20 protein-coding genes are annotated in these 23,440 nt (G+C 43.2%); 10 read left to right on the top strand and 10 right to left on the bottom strand.

Features of this window, described 5'->3' with window-relative positions; genetic code table 11:
• Positions 1–55: 55 nt before the first annotated feature.
• The gene (locus V7O66_RS02660) at positions 56–184 is read left to right on the top strand and encodes a winged helix-turn-helix transcriptional regulator (RefSeq protein WP_406662542.1); all 129 of its coding nucleotides are present in this window, start codon (positions 56–58) and stop codon (positions 182–184) included.
• Between the two features lie 195 nt (positions 185–379).
• Here V7O66_RS02660 and V7O66_RS02655 read toward each other — a convergent pair whose 3' ends face one another.
• Positions 380–1,642 (bottom strand): diaminopimelate decarboxylase family protein, encoded by a 1,263-nt coding sequence (locus V7O66_RS02655; protein ID WP_406661445.1) that lies wholly within the window; start codon positions 1,640–1,642, stop codon positions 380–382.
• A 219-nt stretch (positions 1,643–1,861) separates the two neighbouring features.
• On the opposite strand from V7O66_RS02655, the gene V7O66_RS02650 reads away from it, so the two are divergent.
• The 7 genes from V7O66_RS02650 to V7O66_RS02620 all read left to right on the top strand — a co-directional run bounded on the left by V7O66_RS02650 (position 1,862) and on the right by V7O66_RS02620 (position 9,924).
• On the top strand, positions 1,862–2,383 hold the full coding sequence (locus V7O66_RS02650; protein WP_406661444.1) for an Hsp20/alpha crystallin family protein: 522 nt from the start codon (positions 1,862–1,864) through the stop codon (positions 2,381–2,383).
• A gap of 122 nt (positions 2,384–2,505) precedes the next feature.
• Complete coding sequence (locus tag V7O66_RS02645; protein ID WP_406661443.1) at positions 2,506–2,760, top strand: TfoX/Sxy family DNA transformation protein; 255 nt, start codon at positions 2,506–2,508, stop codon at positions 2,758–2,760.
• Positions 2,761–3,144: 384 nt separating this feature from the next.
• On the top strand, positions 3,145–6,342 hold the full coding sequence (locus tag V7O66_RS02640) for a GAF domain-containing protein (RefSeq protein WP_406661442.1): 3,198 nt from the start codon (positions 3,145–3,147) through the stop codon (positions 6,340–6,342).
• 157 nt (positions 6,343–6,499) lie between these two features.
• Complete coding sequence (locus V7O66_RS02635; RefSeq protein ID WP_406661441.1) at positions 6,500–7,075, top strand: helix-turn-helix domain-containing protein; 576 nt, start codon at positions 6,500–6,502, stop codon at positions 7,073–7,075.
• 14 nt (positions 7,076–7,089) lie between these two features.
• Positions 7,090–7,494, top strand: coding sequence for an acyl-CoA thioesterase (locus V7O66_RS02630; protein WP_406661440.1), 405 nt, complete (start codon positions 7,090–7,092; stop codon positions 7,492–7,494).
• A gap of 30 nt (positions 7,495–7,524) precedes the next feature.
• A complete protein-coding gene (locus tag V7O66_RS02625; RefSeq protein WP_406661439.1) occupies positions 7,525–9,183 on the top strand; it encodes an AMP-binding protein in 1,659 nt (552 codons plus the stop codon).
• A 21-nt stretch (positions 9,184–9,204) separates the two neighbouring features.
• Complete coding sequence (locus V7O66_RS02620) at positions 9,205–9,924, top strand: AAA family ATPase (RefSeq protein WP_406661438.1); 720 nt, start codon at positions 9,205–9,207, stop codon at positions 9,922–9,924.
• 29 nt (positions 9,925–9,953) lie between these two features.
• On the opposite strand, the gene V7O66_RS02615 is transcribed toward V7O66_RS02620, so the two are convergent.
• The 3 genes from V7O66_RS02615 to V7O66_RS02605 all read right to left on the bottom strand — a co-directional run bounded on the left by V7O66_RS02615 (position 9,954) and on the right by V7O66_RS02605 (position 13,437).
• On the bottom strand, positions 9,954–11,894 hold the full coding sequence (locus tag V7O66_RS02615; RefSeq protein WP_406661437.1) for a DUF2341 domain-containing protein: 1,941 nt from the start codon (positions 11,892–11,894) through the stop codon (positions 9,954–9,956).
• A 186-nt stretch (positions 11,895–12,080) separates the two neighbouring features.
• On the bottom strand, positions 12,081–12,935 hold the full coding sequence (gene nudC / locus V7O66_RS02610; protein WP_406661436.1) for an NAD(+) diphosphatase: 855 nt from the start codon (positions 12,933–12,935) through the stop codon (positions 12,081–12,083).
• Between the two features lie 109 nt (positions 12,936–13,044).
• Entirely contained in the window at positions 13,045–13,437 is a 393-nt protein-coding gene (locus tag V7O66_RS02605; protein ID WP_406661435.1) for a thioredoxin family protein, read from the bottom strand.
• Between the two features lie 510 nt (positions 13,438–13,947).
• Here V7O66_RS02605 and katG point away from each other — a divergent pair.
• Positions 13,948–16,143 (top strand): catalase/peroxidase HPI, encoded by a 2,196-nt coding sequence (gene katG / locus V7O66_RS02600; protein ID WP_406661434.1) that lies wholly within the window; start codon positions 13,948–13,950, stop codon positions 16,141–16,143.
• A 488-nt stretch (positions 16,144–16,631) separates the two neighbouring features.
• On the top strand, positions 16,632–17,435 hold the full coding sequence (locus tag V7O66_RS02595; RefSeq protein ID WP_406661433.1) for a dienelactone hydrolase family protein: 804 nt from the start codon (positions 16,632–16,634) through the stop codon (positions 17,433–17,435).
• A 140-nt stretch (positions 17,436–17,575) separates the two neighbouring features.
• On the opposite strand, the gene V7O66_RS02590 is transcribed toward V7O66_RS02595, so the two are convergent.
• From V7O66_RS02590 to V7O66_RS02565, 6 genes are all read right to left on the bottom strand, one after another.
• On the bottom strand, positions 17,576–17,716 hold the full coding sequence (locus V7O66_RS02590) for a hypothetical protein (RefSeq protein ID WP_406661432.1): 141 nt from the start codon (positions 17,714–17,716) through the stop codon (positions 17,576–17,578).
• Between the two features lie 315 nt (positions 17,717–18,031).
• The gene (locus V7O66_RS02585; RefSeq protein WP_406661431.1) at positions 18,032–19,468 is read right to left on the bottom strand and encodes a 2-oxoacid:acceptor oxidoreductase family protein; all 1,437 of its coding nucleotides are present in this window, start codon (positions 19,466–19,468) and stop codon (positions 18,032–18,034) included.
• A 2-nt stretch (positions 19,469–19,470) separates the two neighbouring features.
• The gene (locus tag V7O66_RS02580; protein WP_406661430.1) at positions 19,471–20,532 is read right to left on the bottom strand and encodes a 3-methyl-2-oxobutanoate dehydrogenase subunit VorB; all 1,062 of its coding nucleotides are present in this window, start codon (positions 20,530–20,532) and stop codon (positions 19,471–19,473) included.
• Positions 20,533–20,542: 10 nt separating this feature from the next.
• Positions 20,543–20,791 carry a ferredoxin family protein gene (locus tag V7O66_RS02575; protein WP_406661429.1) on the bottom strand — a complete coding sequence of 83 codons (249 nt, stop codon included), beginning with the start codon at positions 20,789–20,791 and terminating at the stop codon, positions 20,543–20,545.
• A 98-nt stretch (positions 20,792–20,889) separates the two neighbouring features.
• Entirely contained in the window at positions 20,890–22,560 is a 1,671-nt protein-coding gene (locus V7O66_RS02570) for an AMP-binding protein (RefSeq protein ID WP_406661428.1), read from the bottom strand.
• A 12-nt stretch (positions 22,561–22,572) separates the two neighbouring features.
• Positions 22,573–23,127, bottom strand: coding sequence for a helix-turn-helix domain-containing protein (locus V7O66_RS02565; RefSeq protein WP_406661427.1), 555 nt, complete (start codon positions 23,125–23,127; stop codon positions 22,573–22,575).
• Positions 23,128–23,440 lie beyond the last annotated feature (313 nt).

Genomic DNA, 23,440 nt, shown 5'->3' with positions numbered 1-23,440 from the left:
CAATTGCCCTGTGGAAGCTACCCTTGATGTCATAGGAGGGAAATGAAAACCACCCATCCTTTGCCAATTAAAGGAAGAAGTACTACGTTATAGAAATCTCCAGCAGACTCTTCCAGACATCCCTACTAGGATGTTCACAAAACAACTCCGTGAACTTGAAAAGGACGGTCTGATCAGACGTTAGATGCATCCGAAGATATTACCCCGAGTTGAGTACTATTGACCGATTTAGGGAAGAACATCATCCTGGTACTGGAAGCTCTTTGCCAGTGGGGTGAAAAATACATGGAGCGGTGGTGTGCTCTTAAAATTAAAAAAGATGTATCCCTGTCACAGGATACAAACACATATCACTATTCCTTGAAATAACGGGCATTATTTACTCGAAGCTTTTAAGTCCCTCGAAATCCAGGGTCGCAAAGTGGTCTTCAATGGTCTCAGCCCTTCTTATTTGTACGAAGCTACCATCTTCCCTGAGCAGGATCTCTGCGGACCTGAGTTTACCGTTGTAGTTAAAACCCATTGCATGGCCATGTGCACCTGAATCGTGGATTGCCAGAATATCGCCACTTTCCACCTCAGGAAGCATCCTGTCAATGGCAAACTTGTCGTTGTTCTCACAGAGGGATCCTGTCACATCATAGAGATGAGTGTTCTCTGCCTTTTCCTTTCCAAGGACTGTGATATGATGATATGCACCATAAAGACCGGGGCGCATCAGGTTAGCCATGCACGCATCAGTACCCACATAATCCTTGTAGATATGTTTAAGATGCCTTACAGTTGTTATTAGATAACCATAAGGTCCTGTTATGACACGGCCACACTCAAGATATATACTGAGAGGATGCAGACCCTTGGCCACGATATGTTCATCGTATACCTCTTTAACACCTTTAGCAATCACATCATAGGGCACAGGCTCCTGTTCTGGTTTGTATGGAATACCTATGCCGCCACCTAGATTCACGAAATCGAATTTGATGTCCAGCTCTGCTGAGAGTTCTGCTATGAGTTCGAACAGTATCCTTGCAGTCTCAATAAAATACGTAGGATCCAGTTCGTTTGATGCTACCATGGTGTGAAGACCAAAGCGTTTGACTCCCTTTTCCTTCATGAGCCTGTACCCTTCAAAGAGCTGCTCCCTGGTAAAACCATATTTAGCTTCTTCTGGATTTCCTATGATGGCATTACCCTCTTTCAATGGTCCGGGATTGTATCTGCAACAAACGAGTTCAGGCATTCCTGCTGTTTCCTCAAGGAAATCAATATGGCTTATATCATCAAGATTTATGATAGCACCAAGTTCCTTCGCCTTGACAAACTCCTCTGCAGGTGTATCATTGGAACTGAACATTATATCCTCACCAACTATGCCTGTTTGCTCGGCAAGCAGAAGTTCTGGAAGGGAACTGCAATCAGCCCCAAAACCTTCCTTTTTGAGGATCTTCATGATATAAGGATTGGGTAAAGCCTTTACAGCAAAATATTCCTTGAATCCGTTGACAATGCTGAAAGCTTTCTTCATTTTTCTTGCATTGGCAATGATGTTCTTTTCGTCATAGATATGAAATGGAGTTGGAAATTCATTTATCACTTCTGTGATCTTCTCTTTTGTAAATGGTAGTTCCTTTGGGATCATGATAATTCCTCATGTTGTAATATAGTGCACTAAACTCAATACACAAATAAATAATTGATTGGGAATACTCTTAGTTTTGAAAATGTAATATTGCAGGACACGGAGTCTTTTTATACAACTTGTTCGTATAGTATAAAACAATCCATTGAGGAGCATAGCATTGGGGTTTAAGGATAGTAATATAAGGAAGGAACACAGAATTATAATAGAGGAGATCTTATGATGGACAACAACAAACGTCATGGAAATGACGATGAGTCCAATAGAAAGAGGATAGAAACGGTAGATGAACTTATCGAACATATACTTGAAATGTTCGAAGATGGCATCGACGGAAATCCTGAAAAAACCATAATACAGGGTTTCACGATCATTAACCAACCCGGAAAAAAACCGGCTATCTTTGGTTTCAGCCAGGAAGATCCTGAGTCTTCCCATTACTATGAAGATGATGACAACATCTATATCAGCCAGGCTGAACCATTCATTGAAGTACAGCAGACCGGAGACCGGATATATGTCATCGCTGACCTATCAGTAGACGAAAGCTGCATAGAATTCCATCCATCAAGTACCCATGTGGACATAACCGTCATAGAGGACGGCATGGGTTATTCTGAATATGTGGAACTACCAGCAGAAGTGGATCCTGGAACACTTGTTTCAATATATAAGAACGGTGTTCTGGAGCTGATCTTTGAGTATCCGGAAAATAGTGACTCTGATAGCAGTCTTCCTTAATGCTCTGCTATCAACATTCATTTATTCTTTTTCTTTCCTTTTTTCCAGCATCAATATCTGCCACTTTTTTTGGATAATTTATAAATCGTGTCCACCAATCAATAAATAGAGAGGTGGATAAATTGAGTGAACTACAAGAACTTCCAAACATCGGCAAGAAACTTGATGAACAGCTCAGGCAGATTGGCGTGAATAATATTGACAATCTCAGAAATATTGGAACCAAGGCTGCATTTGAAAGGATAAAGCTTGTTGATGAGAACGCCTGCATCAATAAACTGTACGCTATTGAAGGTGCTATTAAAGGTATAAGGCATCATCAGCTACCTGCTAAAGACAAAGCAGATCTAAAATATTATTTTAACAGCCTTAAGTGACCATCGATCATTAAACTTTTCATATCAATTTTAAGCGTAAAGAATAATGCTGAACACTTGTTTGATGGTGCAATTACTGAATAAGTTATTATTTTTTATCGAAGGTCTACCGAAAAGCATAGCTTTAATTGACCTAATAATATAATATAGAAAGAATGATTCTCACGTAAACCTAAATACCATTAAAACGAAACAACACGTACACGAAAAATGTGAAACAAGCCTACAATACATTATTCCTTATAAATTACATTAGTTTCAAAAGGATACGAAAAAATGTACTTTTCTAAAAACAAAGGCATATCGAAGATATCCTCTTTACTAATCTTATTAATCATTATAACAGCACTTCATATTTTTATTTTCAATAATACTATTGTCTGGATGACGTTTCTTTTTCTCATTTCATTTCTATTCTATACACATGGAAAAGAAATATCAAGGGCGAACACTGCACTTGCATTTCACATCAGTGAAAAGAAAAAGACAGACGAAAACCTGTTACGCAAGTATGAGATTGAAGCTAACCTTTCCAGATTATCCACTAATTTTGCTTATTCCACTGACCTTGATACCACCATCGATGATGCATTAGAAACTTTAGGTCATCTTTTCAATGCAAGCAGAAGCTACGTTTTCTTCTTCAGGGAAGATGAAGAAGTAATGGACAATGTATACGAATGGTGTGCTGACGGTATTGAACCACAAAAAACTAATCTTCGAGGTCTGGCTAAAGCAATATTCCCATGGTGGATAGCAAAGCTGGAAGCAAAAGAGATCATCCAGATCCCTGACATTAGACTGTTGCCTCCTGAAGCCTTGGCTGAAAGAAATATTCTGGAAAAACAGGACATCAGATCCGTGCTTTCCCTTCCGCTACACGTCAATGGAAAACTTTCGGGCTTTGTAGGATTTGACAATGTTTTTGATGCAGGGAAATGGCAAGAGGAAGACATCAATGCTCTTGAGATGTTCGCAAATTCCCTGGGAATGGCCCTTAAAGAAAATCAGGTTGCCAGGTCTTTACACGATAAGGAAGAAAGTCTTAGTCACCAGCTTCATTTTGAGAGTCTTATATCAGATATTTCTATTAATTTCCTCTCACTTGAACCTGAGAATATAGATGACGGTATAAACAAGGCTCTTGAGAAAATAAGCAAGTTCCTGGATATCGACCGAAGCTATATATTTTTGTTTTCAGACGATAAGGCAAACATCAGTAATACCCATGAATGGTGTGCAGATGGAATCGAAACTCAAAAGGAAAAGATGCAAAATATTCCTACAAGATCAATTCCTGAGTTTACAAAAAAGCTTTCCGGTTTGAACGCTCTTCGTGTGCCAAATGTTGAACACCTACTGGACCAGATGAATGGATATGAAAAAGAGATGATGATCAACAGGGAGGTAAAATCTCTTATTGTTATCCCCATGGTCTACAAGGATGATGTGATGGGCCTATTGGGTCTTGATAATATCAGGACCAAAAGAGAATGGTCTGAGAACTCAGTTCGCTTAATGACTGTACTGGCACAAATGTTTGTAGCAGCCCTCAACAGGAAAAAAGATTCAGAACAACTCAAACTTGAAAGGGAACAGCTTTTATCTATTTTTGATAGTATCGATGAGATCATTTACGTGGCAGATCCGTGTACTTATGAAGTTCTGTATGCTAACAAGTACCTCAGGGAAAGGATAGGCAGTGTACCTCTGGGCAAAAAGTGCTATGAAGCTTTCAGAAACTTTGACAGCCCTTGTGAGTTCTGTACCAATGACAGCATACTGAAAAATAAGAATGGAAGTCACCAATGGAGTTATTATAACTCCTTTATGGAATCAGGATTTGCAGCCACTGACAGAATTATCAGGTGGCCTGACGGACGTAAGGTGCGCCTTGAGGTAGCCCAGGATGTCACTAACCTTAAGAAAGCCGAAGAATACGCCAGAAAAAGTGAGGAAAAGTTCGAAAAAATCCTGGAAAACTCACCTGCCCCTATTGTCATAATTGATCTTGAAGGAAATATCGAGTATGCCAACAGGAATTTCATTGATACCTTTGGGTACACAATGCACGATATTCACACCATGAAACAATGGTGGCTAAACGCATCTCCTGACATGGAATACACTAAAAAGAGAATCGAAGGAATTGAAGAAACAAATATCAGCAGAGAATGGATTTTTAAATGCAAGGATGGTAGTGTCAGGAATGTTGAATTCCACTTTGCGGTCACAACAGAACAGGTCATCATTGTGATGAACGATATCACTGAAAGGAAAAAGGTCGAAAAAGCCCTTCTGCTTGATGAGTCAAGGCTGGAAGCTATCCAGAAACTGAATCAGATGTCAGATCTCTCTACAAATGAAATAGAAGACTTTGCACTTGAAGAAGCAATACGGCTAACACAGAGCAAGGTCGGATATCTTGCATTCTTTGATGAAGAAACTAATTCGCTTATAATGGTTGCATGGTCAACAGAAGCAATGAAAGAGTGCAGGATAAAAGATAGAAAGATCGTCTATGAGCTCAGCAAAGCAGGCATCTGGGGTGAGGCTGTCAGACAGCGCAAACCAATCATCACAAATAATTTCGAATCTCCAAATCCCTTAAAAAGGGGATATCCTGCAGGTCATGTCCACATTAAGCGTCACATGAATATTCCAATTATGGATGCAGGTAAGGTCATCGGAATTGCCGGCGTCGGTAATAAGGTCGAGGAATATAACCAATCAGATGTACGGCAACTGACATTATTGATGCAGGGAATGTACAGTTTGATCAAACGTAAAGAAGCTGAAGAGAACCTGAACAAATATGCAGAGCAACTTGGTGAAGTGAACATAGAACTTTCCATAGCCAACGATGAGCTCAAGTCACTCGATGAACTAAAAAGCAACTTCCTTTCAAGAATTAGCCATGAGTTGAAAACACCATTAATTCCCATACTTGGTTTTAGTGAGCTTGTAGCAGACGGAACCCTGGGTACCCTGAATGCTGAACAGAAAAAAGCAATGGATACTGTGTTCCACAGTTCAGGACAATTGAAGCGTCTAATTGAATCCCTTATCTTCATGAGTTCACTGAATGCCAAACAATTCAGTTATGAATTTGATCCAATAAAAGTAAGTCCTATTATTGAGAAAACATTGAACATAATCATCCTGGAGAACAGGGACAAGAGAATTGGTGTTGAACTGAATATCCAGGATGAAATGTACACCATCAATGGGGACACTAATTATCTCACTGAATTATTTTTGCACCTGATAGATAATGCATTCAAATTTACATCTTCCACTGGAAAAATTTCGATTACAGGTGTTAACGAGAACAAAAATGTACACTTTATTGTTGAGGACACGGGAATCGGCATCCCACAGAATATGATTCGTAAGACCTTTGATAGCTTCTATCAGGTCGATGGCTCCCTCTCCAGAAAATATAGTGGCACAGGAATTGGTTTGAACATGTGCAAGAGGATAGCGGAAGACCACGGTGGAAAACTCTGGATAGAAAGCGAAGAGAATGTCGGTACCAAAGTACATGTGGAATTGCCATCCTTTACTGAAAACAGTAATTAATTCTTCAACAATATCACTATCACTTTTTTTACAGTAGTCTTTTTGTAAATAGATTGCTTGCCATTCACATTGGAGAGAGCCTGTCAAATGGATATCTTTTTAAATAAAAATATCATAGGAAACAACATATTCATTAAATCCAGATGAGGAGAGCACTATGTCCGAAGTTAACACAGTAGGTAGAAAAATACAGCAAATACGAGAAAATGAGGATATGTCTGTGGAAGAGCTGGCAGATGCCAGTAAGACCAGTGTGGAAATGATAGAAAATATCGAGAAAGGAGCTCTGGTACCATCTCTCACACCCCTGCTACAGATCGCACGTGCTTTGGGAGTGAGGCTTGGAACCTTCCTTGATGATGCACCTCAAAATGCCCCTGTTGTTGTCAAAAACGGTACATCGGACAAAGTTATAAGGTTCTCAGGCAACTGTGATAAATGTGAGAACAGTACACTGGATTTCTTTTCTCTTGCTTCCAATAAGGCAGACAGGAATATGGAAGCTTTTATCATTGACGTTTATCCACCAAAGACAGATGAGATCAATGCTTCATCACATGAAGGTGAAGAGTTCATCTACGTACTGAAAGGTGATATCGAAATAATATATGGAAAGGAGAAGTACATCCTCAGTACAGGTGACAGCATATACTACGACTCTGTAGTTTCACATCACCTCCATGCTGTTGGCGAAGATGCGCAGATCCTCGCTGTTCTACATACACCTTTCTGATAACGGACGATAGTATGTTCAAAACAACCGTAACTCCCAGGTTCGGAGATATTGACGGCTTAAAGCATGCCAACAATATTGCCATTGCTATCTGGTTCGAGCAGGCAAGGAATCCCATATTCAGGTTATTCACACCTGACCTGAAGCTCGATTACGATAACTGGAAACTCATAATGGCCAGAGCCGAGTATGATTATGTCGGCGAGATGTTTTATGGAGAAGATGTAGAGATACACACTTACATCGTAAGGATAGGCAATTCCTCATTCACCATTGGACAGGAAGCATGGCAAAATGGAAAAATGGGAGCTAAAGGACAGACTGTTATAGTCCATTATGATTTCATCGAGAAGAGATCAAAAAGCATTCCAGATCAAATAAAAGAGTCACTTAAAGAGCACTTTGTAGATGCAGAGTGAATTGGTAAGATAATAGGAAGTTTGATATTAATGCCTTTTACAAACGATACCATTGGTGAATTTTTCGAAAAGCAGGTCAGAAAAGATCCTGGCCGTGATTTTATAGTATATCCTGACAGGGAGCTCAGGTTCAGCTATAGTCAGTTCGATGAACGTGTTAACAATCTGGCAAAGGGACTTCTGGAGATCGGCATATCCAAAGGTGACCACGTAGGTATATGGGCTACAAATGTACCTGACTGGCTCACTTTCATGTTTGCAACCGCCAAGATAGGTGTTGTGCTTGTGACGATAAACACTGCCTACAAGATACACGAAGTTGAATATGTACTGAAGCAGGCAGACATGAAAGCCATTGCGATAATAGATGGTTTCAGGGACGTCAGCTATATCGATACCATAAACGAATTGGTACCGGAGCTTAAGACCCAAAGCAGGGATAACCTGCGCAGCGAGAAGTTCCCTCATCTGAAAAATGTGATCTTTATCGGACAGGAGAAGCACCGTGGAATGTACAACAGCCGTGAACTACTGCTGCTGGGAGGACACGTGGACGATGACAGGCTGGAAGAGATCAAGCCAACTCTGGATCGTCATGATGTTATCAACATGCAGTACACATCCGGTACAACAGGTTTCCCGAAAGGTGTAATGCTCACACATCACAACATCCTGAACAACGGATACTATATCGGAGAGAGGCAGAAGTTCACTGAAGAGGACAGGTTATGTCTTCCGGTACCTTTGTTCCACTGTTTCGGCATAGTTTTGGGAGTACTTGCAACCTTAACTCATGCCGGCACTCTTGTGATGCTTGAGCTTTTTGACCCGCTCATGGTACTGGCTGCTGTGCAGAAAGAGAAATGTACTGCCCTTTATGGCGTACCTACCATGTTCATAGCAGAATTCAGCCACCCAATGTTCAAGATGTTCGATCTCTCATCACTGCGTACAGGTATAATGGCTGGCTCACCATGTCCGATCGAGGCAATGAAAAAGGTAATTGAAGATATGCACTGCAAGGACATCACCATCGCATATGGACTTACAGAAGCATCACCTGTTTTCACCCAGACAAGTACCGATGATGCCATCGAGCGCCGTGTCAGTACCGTAGGGTCATCACTACCTGAGATCGATGTCAAGGTTGTAAACCCCGATACCGGGGAAATTGTCGCTCCGGGCGAGCAGGGTGAGATATGCTGTCGCGGATACAATGTGATGAAAGGGTACTACAAGATGGAGGATATGACTGCAAAGGCTATCGATGAAGATGGATGGCTACACAGCGGTGATCTTGCAACAGTGGATGAAGATGGATTCTACCGCATCACAGGCCGCATTAAGGATATGATCATCCGTGGTGGCGAGAATATCTATCCACGAGAGATAGAGGAGTTCCTTTTCACAATGCCAGGCATCAAAAATGTACAGGTTGTCGGTATCCCTGACGAGAAATACGGAGAGATCGTAGGTGCCTTCGTGGTTATCGAAGAAAACAGTGACATCACTGAAGAGGATATACGTGATTTCAGCATATCCAGAATAGCACGATACAAGGTACCAAAACATGTGTTCATAGTAGATGAATATCCGCTTACAGCAAGCGGAAAGATCCAGAAGTTCAAGCTCAGGGACATGGCTGTTGATATCCTTGAGAAAAGAAAATCAGAGGAAGAGCAGGTTTGATCCTTCCTCTTTAATTTACAAATGTTTCTAAGAGAACTTTCATTAAAGGATATTCCTTCAGATGTTTTTGAAGATTATCCTTTTTGCATTCCTTCAATAAGGAATCTTGATAAACTCGATCTTAAAAACAGTGTTACATTTTTTGTTGGCGAGAACGGTACTGGAAAATCTACCCTTCTAGAAGCCATCGCATATCAGACAGGATTCAATACAGCAGGTGGCGGCAGGCACAATCATTTCGAACTTGGTATGTCAGGCTCGGCACTTGGCGAGTATCTTCGTTTATCATGGATGCCAAAAGTTACGAACGGTTTTTTCCTAAGAGCTGAAACGTTCTATGATTTTGCATCGCATATAGATGATCTTGGACCTGATTCTCTTCAGTATTATGGTGGAAAGTCACTTCACCAGCAGTCTCATGGAGAAGCTTTTCTATCACTCTTCACTAATCGATTCGGCAAAAATGGGATCTACCTTCTGGATGAGCCTGAAGCTGCCCTTTCGCCTTTAAGACAAATGGCTTTGCTCAAGGTAATACATGATCTTGAAAGCAGTGGAAAAGCACAATTTATTATTGCCACCCACTCCCCCATATTGATGGCACATCCCGGAGCAAAAATACTGAACTTCAATGGCCAATGTATAGAGAACATCGAGTATGAAGACACTGACCATTATATTATTACAAAGGATTTTTTAAATTCCAGAGACAGGTATCTAAGGGAACTTTTCAAGGATTGATGCTGTAAAGTGATGTGAGAATCCTCACATCACCTTTTCTTCAACACCAGCACTGCACCCAGTAAGCCAAGAGTGGCTAAGATACCAGTAAATGCAGGTGTAGACCGGTCCTCTTCAGTTTCTGCAGGCGTATCTGAATACTGGAGGTATTCATCATATACTACCAGAGAAGTGCCAATGTATGCTCCATCTTCCGAATAGTAATCCTGAAGCTCTTCCAGCAGGTTCTGCACATCTGCTGATGTCATGAAGTCATCATTTACCGCAATCTCTATCACTGCCTTTCCATCAGCTGCCCTTATCTCACCCATCTTTGAAGCAATGGAATCCACAATATCATTTGTTGTTATCAATCTTTCTCCTTCTGTATCATATGTCAGAAGAATGAAAAGATCCACATCATCCGAGATATCCCCGAGGAAAGACCGGTCATAGTCAGCAGGTACATCAACTGAAATGGCTAATCCTCCGGATGTCATCTCCCTGATATCGGCAAGCAGGAGAAGATTTTCTTCACATGATTCCAATGGATCATCACTGCATGGATTCAGTGAAAGAAGAATACCATCGAATCCTGCAAGGGACTTATTGTTATAATCAAGTATTGTAGCAATGTTAGATTTGAGTTTGGAAGTATCTTCTGTAAAAGCTTCCTCTGGATCATTAAAGACCATGGCATAAACCTGCATGTCATTTTCATGTGCGGTTTTTACAAAACTTTCAAGGCTCCAGATATTCCCTTCATCCACCCTGAGCATTACGGTATTTATCCCACTATTTTTCAGGTCGGCAATTGCAGAATCATCATCTATTTCGGTATCGAAGATTCGTATCGAAGATAATCTATCACCTGATGGCGTGATGTTTATCTTTACAGGTGCCGGAGTCTCTTCACTCACATCTGCTTCTGTACGTTCTCCGAAAACTACAGTGGGTTCTTCGGAAACGAACTTACGCACATAGGCATAATCGAAAGCTGCGTAGCCTGTGTTATCTGAATTATCGGAGAAAGTACTGGCAAACAGATATACCTTCATGTCGCTGACAGGAATGTAGTTCATCTCCTCTGTGGCTGCGAGGTCCATTTTACCGTCACGTATGCCATTCTTGAAGAATGCTACCTTGCCAAGTTCATCTTCCATATACCAGGCAACACCTGTGGTGTACCAGTTATCTTCCGGTTCATTGAGAGATGTCAGGTCCTTTGGGAAATACCTTGCATCACTCTTCTGGTTTTTAAAGATCCATGTTACTTTGGCTTCTTCTTCCAGTTCAGTATGCACAAGAACCATGTTCTTGGTCTGTTTCTGCGGATCGACAAAACCCTGTTCAATTATTGGACCACGGCTATCGGTTCCGGTGGTGACCTTCTTTCTACTTACAACGAACATGGAATTTACAGGGTAAGCGTCCTCGGACTTTATACTGGAAACATCTTCAGGATGGAACTTTGGAACTATCAGCCTGACAACACCATTGCTAACTTTTATCTCTCCCCCACCTGTGTAGAAAGAATCCCAGTTACCAAAACCCACGCTGGAACCACTAAAATCATCAAAGAAAAGAAATGTACTGGCACCACTGACATCCCCGGTTGCAAGAGGATTTCCATAGTACATCTTTATTTTAGTACTTCCGGATGCAGCTATAGAGGGAACCTTTACCCATATACGTGCTTCACCATTTTGCGAATCCCATTCCTCTATCCAGTATTTCAGCTGTTTTTCCCCGGATTCGAAGCGAATGTCACGACCTGAATCCTGTGCTTTGTTAAAATCGAAGTTTGAACTGTTAAGAAGGATTAAGACCTGGTAATCCACAAGTTTCTGTCCTGAGTTTTCCATTATCGTGATATCATCAGAATAACTCCATTCACCCCCGCCTGAATAGGATAAAGCACTACATGTGTTCGCAAATCCAAATATGATCAACAATAAAATTATGCCAGAATGAACTATTTTTACTCTCATGCCACTCACCTACTATAAGTATGCATTTTATTGATGAAGTATATTATCTTTGCGTCCGATGAGCAAAATAAGTTGAGCGTAAGTACAAATTGGTGCGCATGATATTGAAAATAGAGATATACAAAAAAAAGAATGTGGAAGAAAGTTGTATTCAGTTATCTGTATTCACTTATCAACTACCTACATTCACTTATCCAATCTGTGTTTCTGAAGGAAATATTCCACCAGTTGTCCTGAAATGCTACTGGTACCTGGTACGCTTGGCATCTCATCCATTGTGAACCAGCCTGCATCTTCGATCTCAACGTTATCGATGCAGATCTCACCACCTGAATATTTTGCAGTGAACCTTATCATCAATGAATCTGGATACGGCCATGGCTGGCTTCCAAAGTATTCGATATCCTTTATGGAAATTCCAACCTCCTCATAGACCTCGCGCACAACTGCCTCTTCAATTGACTCTCCAGGTTCGACAAATCCGGCAATTAAGCCATATATGCCTTCTGGAAAATACGGGGATCTTGCCATGAGAAGTTTGTCTTCCTTTTCTATCATAACGATAATAGCAGGTGATATCTTGGGGAAGAAGAGCAAACCACATTCAGGACATTCCTTTGCTCGCTCATTTGCTCTCTGTTCTGTCTTTGAACCACAGAAACCGCAGAAGCGAGTTTTCCTGTCCCATTCCATGACATGTACAGCCCTTGCTGCCAATGAAGCTATAGGATCATCAAGGATACCAGTGAGTTTGCGCAGTTCATGGAATCGGACACTATCATTTTCAAATGAGCTGTGCTCCAGTTCAAAGGAAAAACATGAGCATTCACCGTATTCACCAAGATACTGCTTCCCAATAATATTGGCATCAATGTTCTCAAGATCCTCTGTCAGAGGCAGACGCAAAGAGTTGTTCTCACATATAAGAAGCAGGCTACGGCCCATGAATGCAAAACAATATTCCAGGGATCTTTTATCCTTTTCCGGAGGATTTATCAGTGGTAAAAAATCTGGCCCCTTGGTATTGCAGTCATGATTCATGCTATGAAAGAGATATGAACCTATTCTTAAAGTTTACCTGTTCATGCTGTGACAAAGACTAAGCTAAGAGCAACTGGAAAAAATGTGGCTGCATCAATTGATTAAAGATTTATTCGTAGGGTGATATCTCATCTGGCAGAGGAGTACTGTGCAGCACGCATTCCTCCCCATTTCTTATAAGATCCTCTATGGATTTCCTGAGTATCGATGGATACACCACACCTACTTCTTCCTTTATTGCCTGACCATGACAGAAGAATTTGAAAGTTGGAGTTCCCCTTATCCCATATCTCATTGCGGTTCTGGGACTTACCAGACCATTCATCATCACAAACCTGCATGAATCCTTGAATTCGTTGGAATACTCCTTGAAATATGGTTCGATCTCCTTACAATGACTACATGAAGGAAGATAGAACATAACAACCATTGGTTTTTCCTGGTTCTCTATCAATTCATCCCAGTTTGAATCATTCGCCTCAATAATAGCATCTTCAGTCATTTTACAGCTCCCAGATAATATTGGACACTACAGCTATTAAAACATTTTTCACATATAATTCAATCTGCAAAATAAATAAATAGTATATAAGCATAAATTTTGTGTCATACAATTGGGGGTATTGATTGTTTGAACATGATAAACTCGAAGATTAAGAGTTACTGAATAGTATTAACAATAAGCTTTAGTTCATACTTCGTATCCTTGGCTGTGGGAGAACTAGATCATATTATTTATTTTAAAATTCAATAATGGGGAAACAAAATTGAGTGATACAAATGAGAAAGACCCAAAGGTTTTAGCTACTGCCTTTGGAATCCCGGTCGCTGATGATCAGAATAGCCTGACAGCCGCCCCAGGTTTTACGCTCAAAAAAGGTGCGACGTTCTTCCAGCGATCTTTCAAATCTCCCATTGTCACCAAAATCAATCGATAAGTCCGCTAACGTTAATTAGAAAGATGGGCACCGAAGCACGATATTCATAGCAGCACGGTGCATAAATTCAAACAATGAAAGGAGACAACATTATGAATGAAGATAGCAAGAACCCAGCAATGAAATCCACTGCCAGCGGTGGCACGTCGAACCGGGACTGGTGGCCGAATCAATTGAATCTTAACATTCTGCACCAGCATTCCTCCAAGTCCAATCCTATGGGCGAAGAGTTCAACTACGCTGAGGAATTCAAGAAACTCGACCTGGATGCTCTGAAAAAGGACCTCTATGCGCTGATGACCGACTCGCAGGACTGGTGGCCGGCCGATTATGGTCACTACGGGGGACTCTTCATCCGGATGGCATGGCATAGCGCAGGTACCTACCGCATGGGAGATGGACGTGGGGGCGGAGGGGCTGGGAACCAGCGCTTTGCGCCGCTGAACAGCTGGCCCGACAATGTGAACCTCGACAAGGCCCGCCGTTTGCTCTGGCCGATCAAGCAAAAATACGGAAGAAAGATCTCTTGGGCCGACCTGATGATCCTCGCCGGCAACTGCGCGCTTGAGTCCATGGGATTCAAGACCTTCGGCTTCGGCGGCGGGCGCGAAGACATATGGGAGCCGGAAGAGGATATTTACTGGGGAACCGAGAGCGAGTGGCTTGACGACAAGCGTTACTCCGGTGACCGGGAGCTCGAAAATCCTCTTGCCGCCGTGCAGATGGGCCTCATCTACGTGAACCCGGAAGGACCGAACGGTGAACCGAATGCAGTAGCCTCCGGCCATGACGTTCGAGAGACCTTCGCACGCATGGCCATGAACGACGAAGAGACCGTTGCCTTGGTCGCCGGTGGGCACACCTTTGGCAAGTGCCATGGCGCTGGCGATGCGGCACATGTGGGACCCGAGCCAGAGGGCGCCCCCATCGAAGAGCAGGGACTCGGCTGGAAGAGCAGCTTCGGCAGCGGCAAGGGCGACGATACGATCAGCAGCGGCATTGAAGGCGCCTGGAACCCAACCCCGACCAAATGGGACATGGGTTATTTCGATACTCTGTTCGGCTACGATTGGAATCTGGTCAAAAGCCCTGCCGGAGCCTACCAGTGGATTCCCTCCGATCCGGCTGCATCGAAGGCCGTACTGGGCGCCCACGATCCGTCCAAACGACAACCACCCATAATGACCACTGCGGATCTCTCGCTGAGAATGGATCCGATTTATAAACCGATTGCGAAACGCTTTCATGAGAACCCGGAAGAGTTTGTGGATGCCTTCGCCCGCGCCTGGTTCAAGCTGACTCACCGCGACATGGGGCCCCGCTCGCGCTATCTCGGCCCGGAGGTCCCGGAAGAAGAACTGATCTGGCAGGATCCGGTTCCTGAAGTGGATCATGAGCTGATCGGCGAACAGGATATCGCAGACCTCAAGAGCAAGATCCTTGCCTCGGGACTGTCTGTCTCTCAACTGGTCTCAACCGCTTGGGCATCGGCGTCCACGTTCCGCGGCTCCGACAAGCGTGGCGGGGCGAACGGGGGACGCATTCGTCTTGCGCCACAAAAAGATTGGAAAGTCAATCAGCCTGAACAACTTGCGACTGTGCTTGAGACCCTTGAGGGAATCCAAAAGGAGTTCAACAACGCTCAGTCAGACGGGAAGAAGGTTTCGCTTGCCGACTTGATCGTCCTGGGTGGATATGCAGGTATCGAGCAAGCGGCAAAGAATGCCGGTCACGATGTGACCGTTCCCTTCACGCCGGGACGCACGGATGCGTCAGATGAGCAAACCGACGTTGTGTCATTCGGTGTGCTCGAGCCGAAAGCAGACGGGTTCCGCAACTACCAGAAAACCAAATGCGCTGTATCGGCAGAGAAACTGCTGGTGGATCGGGCGCAACTGCTGACACTGACCGCTCCCGAGATGACGGCTCTCATAGGCGGTATGCGCGTCTTGAATGCCAACTTCGAACAGTCCCAGCACGGCGTTTTCACCAAGCGGCCGGAGACGCTCACCAATGGCTTTTTCGTGAATCTGCTCGACATGAGCACGGAGTGGAAGGCAACCTCGGACGATGTGTTCGAGGGCCATGATCGCACAACAGGCGAACTCAAGTGGACTGGCACTCGTGTCGACCTCATCTTCGGTTCGAACTCCCAACTCCGGGCCTTGGCGGAAGTCTACGGATGTGAGGATTCCCAGGAGAAGTTCCTGCACGACTTTGTAGCGGTGTGGAACAAGGTAATGAACCTTGACCGCTTCGATCTCGCCTGATCGTAGCATCAACGTCTTCGAGGGCTTCTAAAGCATATTTTGAACGCCAAAGTGGGTGATCAGGAAGCGATAGCCACCGTGAAACGACGGATGTTTTGAACGCTCACGGAGGGTATTAGCAACATATGAGTGCGGCTTTTCAATACAATCTGAAACGCCGCCCTCTCTTTAGGCCCTTACATAAGTCAAAAAACGGAACTCTTATAATTTTAACTAATTATGTTTTATTGCCATCTTAGGAAACAGTTATACTAACTAAATCTCTGTTGGCGTAGCAGCTTCAGTTCTTTTCTCATTTACAAATATGTGTGCCTGATGAATTGCTTTTGATATGATAGTTCACCATTAGGACTGATCCCTGATAAATTCATTCACATGATTTATATTTTTTGACATTCATAAATCTGGCCCTTTCAAACTTTTCTATATTGTTATAGCCAGGCGCATAGTAAAAATAAGATCGAATCTTAATTTTATCTGGGGTTAAAATGAGACATTTACTAATTTGTCTGTTAATGATATTCTTTGTTAGTTTATCCGGTTGTGTCAACGATACAAATGAAGTTGCCAATGACGGGACAGATAACACTGAAGACCTAACCGGATCAAGAGAATTCCAGGTAGAAGGGAAGGAAGTAGTAATTACTAGCGCTAACCTAAGTTATCCGACGTACGTAGCAGCACCCACAACCGAAGACAGAAAGCCTACAATAGTCCTCATACACTCATTCAGAGGAATGGAACCGGGATATGTAGAACTCATCGACAGGCTGGCCTCTGAAGGGTATGTGGTAGTGGCTCCTGAGTGGCAGACCTTTGAGACATCTCCATCTGATGAAGTTGTAGAACAGCTGATAAGGGATTCTGTAGACTATGCCGGAACAATGCCTGATGTGGATACCAATCTTCTCGGACTGACAGGCTTCTGTGCAGGTGGAAGATATACCATGCTCTTGCTTCCTGAAATCAAGGAATTCAATTCCGGGGTCGCATGGTATGGTTTCCCATATTCAGGAGGAGATGAGAAACGACCGGCTGCACCTGCTGACGTGATTGAAGGGCTTGATGCCCCCATGCTGGTAATCCACGGGACGAATGACCAGGCCAGCAATATATCGGATATCTACAGATATTGCACTGAACTGGATACTGCCGGCAAATACTTTGAATTGAAGGTATATCAGGGTCAACCACATGGTTTCATGCTTGAGAATGGCCAGCTGTCACAGAGTTTTGAAGCCGAGGATGCTTACTGGCAGATGGTTACATTCTTTGACAGGACATTGAACTAAGGGATATGTTATGAGGGACACAAGGTTCATTTTCCGTTTGTTTCTTGTATTTTTTTTGAGGAGGGAAATATGATAATTGAGAAAGTAAATTGCTTTCTCTTTATTTTTTCAACACCTTCTCCGCATTTCCATCTTTTCCATTAGATGAACATCCAGAAACTCAGTATCTTCTGCCTAATATCATCTGAATCCTGCCTTTCAACACTAAAATCAGGCTTACTAAAATCAATAGTCCCCCTTTTCTCAACAAGATACTGAACAAGCTCCCTAGTTTTCAACAATAAAGCACAGCTCCACATAACAGACTGCTTTTTGTAGTGTACTTTACACTACATGAAGAAGAATGCTGAAGATGGTAAACCATTTAGCTTGAATGCTCATGTGAGGGAAAGGTTGGAGACGTGAGGGCATTAATTTCATACCCTGATCAAACTATAAGGGTAACTTCAAAAAGACTAAAAATTAAATCCAAAAAAGAATTTCCTGTAAGTGAAATATACAAAATTAAGCAAGATACACCAGAATAATAAAAGAAAACTTCATAAAAAAGGATGGATAGAGCAGAATAATCTTCTGCTCATCTTTTTCGAATATACTCAAACGTTCTCTTTTGCCCATTTTGCAGCAGCAGCTAGTACCTCATAGTTCAAAGGTATCAGCTTTGGCTTTTTGGAAAAAGTCTCTGCAATGGCTGCTTTGAAGTCATCTTCTGAAAGACCGGTCACACCCAATGCCATCATAACTCCGATCATGACAGTGTTTGCAGCCTTTCCTGAACCTGCATCGGTAGCTATCTGGACAGCAGGTACTGCAATACCCTTTACACCAGCAGGTATATCGAACTCACCAATGCTGGAATCGTAAAGTATGATTCCTCCTTCGTTCACATCGCCTGCGAATTTCTCAAGAGATGGGCGGTTCATTGCCACAAGCACATCAGAGTTATACACAACCGGAGAGCCTATTGATTCACCTGATACTACAACTGAACAGTTGGAAGTTCCTCCCCTCTGTTCGGGACCGTAGGATGGGTACCATGAAACGAAACGACCTGCATTACAACCTGCGTGCGCAATGGTAAGTCCCATGCTCAGAACACCCTGTCCTCCAAATCCTGCTGCTTTGATCTGCACCTGACTGAAGTCGTGGTCTACAACAGCATCCGGAGATGATTCGGTCTCAAGATTGAACAATGCATCCACAGAGTTTTTGGAAAAATCACTGTCTGCCCTGTGAAGAGCTGCTGTATCTTCGGAATTATCCCTGAAGTTACCAAGCGGGAATTCAGGTTCCATTTCCTCATTAACAAACTTTGTACTCTGCGCGGAATCCTGCCTGAGGTTTGTGGGACATGTGGACAGAAGTTCCACAAAAGCATATCCTTTGCCGTCACGCTGTATCTCAAGAGCCTTGCGGACAGCCTTTCTTGCCTTTCTTATGTGGGATATATCGGATATAGATACCCTTTCAATGAATACCGGAGCCTTGAGGTTGTCCAGAAGTTCGCACATGTGCAGAGGATAGCCTGCAAAACGAGGGTCCCTCCCATCTGGACATGTTACCGTCTTCTCACCTATGAGAGTTGTCGGAGCCATTTGTCCACCGGTCATTCCGTAAACCGTGTTGTTCACAAAGAAAACTGCTATCTTCTCACCACGGTTGGCTGCCTGTATGGTCTCATTAAGACCGATGGAAGCAAGGTCACCGTCTCCCTGATAAGACATGACAACAGCATTGTCTTCTGCCCTGGAAATACCGGTACCTACCGCAGGAGCTCGACCATGGGCTACCTGAACATTACCGCAATCAAAGTAATAGTATGCAAAGACTGCACAACCCACCGGGCTGATCATGACCGCACGGTCCTGGATACCAAGGTCTTCGATAGCCTCACCTATGAGCTTGTGTATTATACCATGACCACAGCCCGGGCAATAGTGGGTAGCCGTTGGGGCTGCTCCTCCCTTGCGTTCGAACTCAGCATACAAGCCAGCAGGCCTTCCAATGATCTTCTCAGTGATATCTTCAGCCATGTTCATGCCTCCTTTGAAGCCAGTTCATGGATCTTATCCATGACCTGATCAAGTGTTATCAGGTTTCCACCCATACGGTTCACAAGTTCCACAGGTCTATCGCATCCTACTACAAGCCTGACATCCTCAAGCATCTGTCCATTGCTCATTTCAACTGAGACAAAAGTGCAGTCTCTTGAATCTGCAAGTTCCTTCAATTCCTTTTCAGGGAATGGGAAAAGTGTTATTGGTCTGAAAAGACCGACCTTTATTCCTTCCTTCCTTGCCTGTTCAACAGCAGATCTACAGATACGGCTGCTTATTCCATATGAAACAAGGATGATAGAAGCATCCTCTGTCATGTAATCTTCATAATCAACTTCGTTTTCCTGGATACGAGCATACTTTTCCTGTAGCTTGTAATTGAAATCTTCAAGAAGGTTAAAGTCAAGGAAAATGGAGGTTACAAGATTGTCTTTTGTTTCTGCTGTGGCATTCACAGCCCATGAATTATCAATTTCAGGAACCACGGATTCTTCAGGGAATTGCAGGGACTCCACCATCTGTCCCAGCACACCGTCAGCCAGGACAAATACAGGGTTCCTGTACTTGAATGCCAGATCAAAACCTTTTATGACAAAATCGCACATTTCCTGCACAGAGTTCGGTGCAAGTACAATGGTCTTGTAGTTGCCGTGTCCTCCACCCTTTACAACCTGATTATAATCGCCCTGTTCCGGGCCGATATTACCAAGTCCCGGACCTGCTCTCATTATGTCTACTATGACACATGGAAGCTCTGCTCCGGCAAGGTATGAAACTCCTTCTAACTTGAGACTTATACCAGGTCCTGAGGATGCTGTCATGACCCTGTGGCCTGCAGCAGCAGCACCAAAGACCATATTGATGGCGGCTTCCTCGGATTCTGCCTGTACGAATTTTCTTCCGATCTTAGGGAAGTACAATGATGCATCGTGAAGGATCTCACTTGCAGGAGTGATGGGATAACCAAAATAACAGTCACATCCGGCATATAGTGCACCGATCACAGCTGCTGTGTTACCTTTTATTAATTGTGTTGCCATTTTAACACCTTTAGATCTCTTTTTTCTTAAGAGGGATATGTACCTCTATTGCCGATGGTTCCGGACATGTATAATAGCAATTGGCACAGCCTGTGCAACCTTTGCCTACATATTCCACGTAGTGATAGCCTCGTTCATTTAGCTCCTCACTCATTTTCAGCACAGACTTTGGGCATGCTACGATACAACGCTCGCAGGCCTTACATTCAATTATGTTGATAACTGGATAAGGTTCTCTTTTTTCTGAATTATCTGACACAAATATAACCTCAATGTATTGTGTAAATATGAAAATTCCAGTGGCAGTGTACTTTGCACCCGCCACGGGAGATTAATATAGATGCATTTTAGCAAAAACTACTTTTCCGTGTCGTGCTCGCGGATCTCAACACGCCTGATCTTTCCGCTGATGGTCTTTGGAAGTTCCCCCACAAATTCCACCTCACGTGGATACTTGTAAGGTGCTGTGACCTTCTTTACATGGTTCTGTAGTTCCTTCTTTAATTCCTCACTGGCAGTATATTCTTTTGTGAGCACAATTGTTGCCTTGATGATCTGACCTCTTATCGGGTCAGGAACACCTGTGATGGCACACTCAAGTACAGCAGGATGTTCTATCAGGGCACTTTCGACCTCGAAGGGGCCAACACGGTAACCGGATGTCTTGATGATGTCATCTGCTCTGCCCACAAACCAATAATAACCATCTTCATCCATCCAGGCCATATCGCCTGTGTGATAATAACCATCATGCCAGACACTGGCAGTCTTTGCAGCATCTGAGCGGTATCCGGCAAATATTCCTGGCGGGTTGCCAAAGCTTGTATCGATAACGATTTCGCCTTCCTCTCCAGCCTCACATGGTTTGCCTTCAGAATTGAGTAGAAGGATATCGTATTCAGGGGATGGTTTGCCCATTGAACCTGGTTTTGGCTCAAGCCATGGATACGTTGCAATGCTAACAACGGTCTCGGTCTGGCCAAACCCTTCCATGAGCTTCAATCCTGTAATCTCCAGGAACTTCTGATAAACTTCAGGATTCAGCGGTTCACCTGCAGTCACACAGTATTCCAGCTTGCTGAAGTCGTATTTGCTCAGGTCCTCTCTTATCAGGAAACGGTATATTGTTGGAGGTGCACAGAAAGTAGTCACACCGTATTTCACAAGATTCTCCAGCATTTTATCAGCTGTGAACTTGTCATAATCATAGACAAAAACCGCACTGCCCGTTATCCACTGCCCATATAGCTTACCCCAGACACACTTTGCCCATCCGGAGTCTGCAACCGTATAATGCATGCCACCGTCAGTGACGTTCTGCCAATATCTGGCAGTGAGGATATGTGCCAGAGGATAAATGAAGTTGTGCTGTACCATCTTCGGCATGCCTGTGGTACCGGATGAGAAATAGTTCAGTGATATATCTTCATTGGATACAGCATCCTCGCCTGTGGGACGCTCGAATTTATCAGCAGCGAGTTCCAGTTCCTTTTCGAAATTATTCCAGCCATCCTTTTCCATTGCAATGACTATCTTGTTCTTCAGAATATCGCTTACCTCTGCATGGGCCTCATCAATATAATCCAGCACACCCTCATCAGGAGCACAGATAACCGTATTGATATTTGCACGTTCTACCCTGTAGACAACATCTTTTTTCGTAAGCATATGGGTTGCAGGGACAGCTATTGCACCTATCCTGTGCAGTGCAAGGATACAGAACCAGAACTCATAACGGCTTTTCAGCATAAGCATTACATTGTCGCCTTTGCGGATACCGAACTTCTTAAGCAGATTGGCTGTTTTCTTGCTGTAATACTCAAGATCCTTGAAAGTGAATATTTTTTCCTCGCCTGCGTCATTGCACCACACAAGAGCCTTTTTGTCAGGCTGTTCTGCGGCGTAAACATCGACTATATCGTAGGCAAAATTGAAATTATCAGGAGCGTTTATTTTGAAATTTTCCTTGAAATCTTCGTATGAATCAAATTCCGCGCGGGAAACATACTTATCCAGTAATGAAGACATTTTTCCTCCAAATTATAAAACAACTGCCAGGAACCTGACTGGTTTTCCGCTTGCTGCTTGCATTCCATGAGAATAACTTGAATCAAAGAATATAGAATCGCCTTCTTCCAGAATTATCTCCTGGCCATGGATGATCACTTTAAGCGTTCCCTCGAGAACATAATCGAACTCCTGTCCGGGATGAGAATTCATTGAAGGAGTGGAATCTTCTGATGCAGGGTCCACCTTAACAACAAAAGGTTCTGCTTTCTTGTGGGCAAAGTTTGCAGCAATGCTCTGATATTTGTAATCCTTACGGCGCTGGACATTTATTCCTTTGTCCTTTCTTGTAACTGTGAAGACACGCATCTTCGGGTCTTCCCCGGTAAGCAGTACGGTAAGGTCCACATTCAGATGATGTGCGATCTCAAAAAGCATACTGGCCGGAATATCCGCCTGTGCAGTCTCATATTTATCGAAATCTTCGGGAGATATTCCCAAAGCTCCGGCCATTTCTCCGGAAGAAATGTCAGATATTTCACGTAATTCACGAATACGAGCTGCTATCTCCTTTATTTTCTCCTGCATATATCATCACTCTATGAAATTAATGAAATTGGGACGAAGTATGTGATTATATAATTGATCCTGACAAAAATAATAACATTCGTCATCATTGCCCATATCCATGCATTACACTACAGGCGCTTGATTTCGTTAGGACTAAGTTATCCTTATATTTAGGTGTTGCTTGTCAATCAATAGCACGCACTATATATAATCAGGATTTTACTGAGAATATATTTAAAATACAATAAAGTGAATGATTATTAATATATAGTTTGAGTAGGCTATTCAATCCGTATCAAAAAACGAAATGATATTATGCGTGCTATTCTCA

It is taken from the genome of Methanolobus sp. ZRKC3 (genome assembly GCF_045291275.1).
Classification (GTDB): Archaea; Halobacteriota; Methanosarcinia; order Methanosarcinales; family Methanosarcinaceae; genus Methanolobus.
Note: the sequence above shows the minus strand (reverse complement) of the source record. Positions and strands in the feature narration are given on the sequence as shown.

Bases quoted from the DNA above. Each gene is read 5' to 3' on its own strand.
- V7O66_RS02655 (WP_406661445.1), bottom strand. From the start codon at position 1,642: ATGATCCCAAAGGAACTACCATTTACAAAAGAGAAGATCACAGAAGTG.
- V7O66_RS02650 (WP_406661444.1), top strand. From the start codon at position 1,862: ATGATGGACAACAACAAACGTCATGGAAATGACGATGAGTCCAATAGA.
- V7O66_RS02640 (WP_406661442.1), top strand. From the start codon at position 3,145: ATGACGTTTCTTTTTCTCATTTCATTTCTATTCTATACACATGGAAAA.
- V7O66_RS02635 (WP_406661441.1), top strand. From the start codon at position 6,500: ATGTCCGAAGTTAACACAGTAGGTAGAAAAATACAGCAAATACGAGAA.
- V7O66_RS02630 (WP_406661440.1), top strand. From the start codon at position 7,090: ATGTTCAAAACAACCGTAACTCCCAGGTTCGGAGATATTGACGGCTTA.
- V7O66_RS02625 (WP_406661439.1), top strand. From the start codon at position 7,525: ATGCCTTTTACAAACGATACCATTGGTGAATTTTTCGAAAAGCAGGTC.
- V7O66_RS02620 (WP_406661438.1), top strand. From the start codon at position 9,205: ATGTTTCTAAGAGAACTTTCATTAAAGGATATTCCTTCAGATGTTTTT.
- V7O66_RS02615 (WP_406661437.1), bottom strand. From the start codon at position 11,894: ATGAGAGTAAAAATAGTTCATTCTGGCATAATTTTATTGTTGATCATA.
- nudC (WP_406661436.1), bottom strand. From the start codon at position 12,935: ATGAATCATGACTGCAATACCAAGGGGCCAGATTTTTTACCACTGATA.
- V7O66_RS02605 (WP_406661435.1), bottom strand. From the start codon at position 13,437: ATGACTGAAGATGCTATTATTGAGGCGAATGATTCAAACTGGGATGAA.
- katG (WP_406661434.1), top strand. From the start codon at position 13,948: ATGAAAGGAGACAACATTATGAATGAAGATAGCAAGAACCCAGCAATG.
- V7O66_RS02595 (WP_406661433.1), top strand. From the start codon at position 16,632: ATGAGACATTTACTAATTTGTCTGTTAATGATATTCTTTGTTAGTTTA.
- V7O66_RS02585 (WP_406661431.1), bottom strand. From the start codon at position 19,468: ATGGCTGAAGATATCACTGAGAAGATCATTGGAAGGCCTGCTGGCTTG.
- V7O66_RS02580 (WP_406661430.1), bottom strand. From the start codon at position 20,532: ATGGCAACACAATTAATAAAAGGTAACACAGCAGCTGTGATCGGTGCA.
- V7O66_RS02570 (WP_406661428.1), bottom strand. From the start codon at position 22,560: ATGTCTTCATTACTGGATAAGTATGTTTCCCGCGCGGAATTTGATTCA.
- V7O66_RS02565 (WP_406661427.1), bottom strand. From the start codon at position 23,127: ATGCAGGAGAAAATAAAGGAGATAGCAGCTCGTATTCGTGAATTACGT.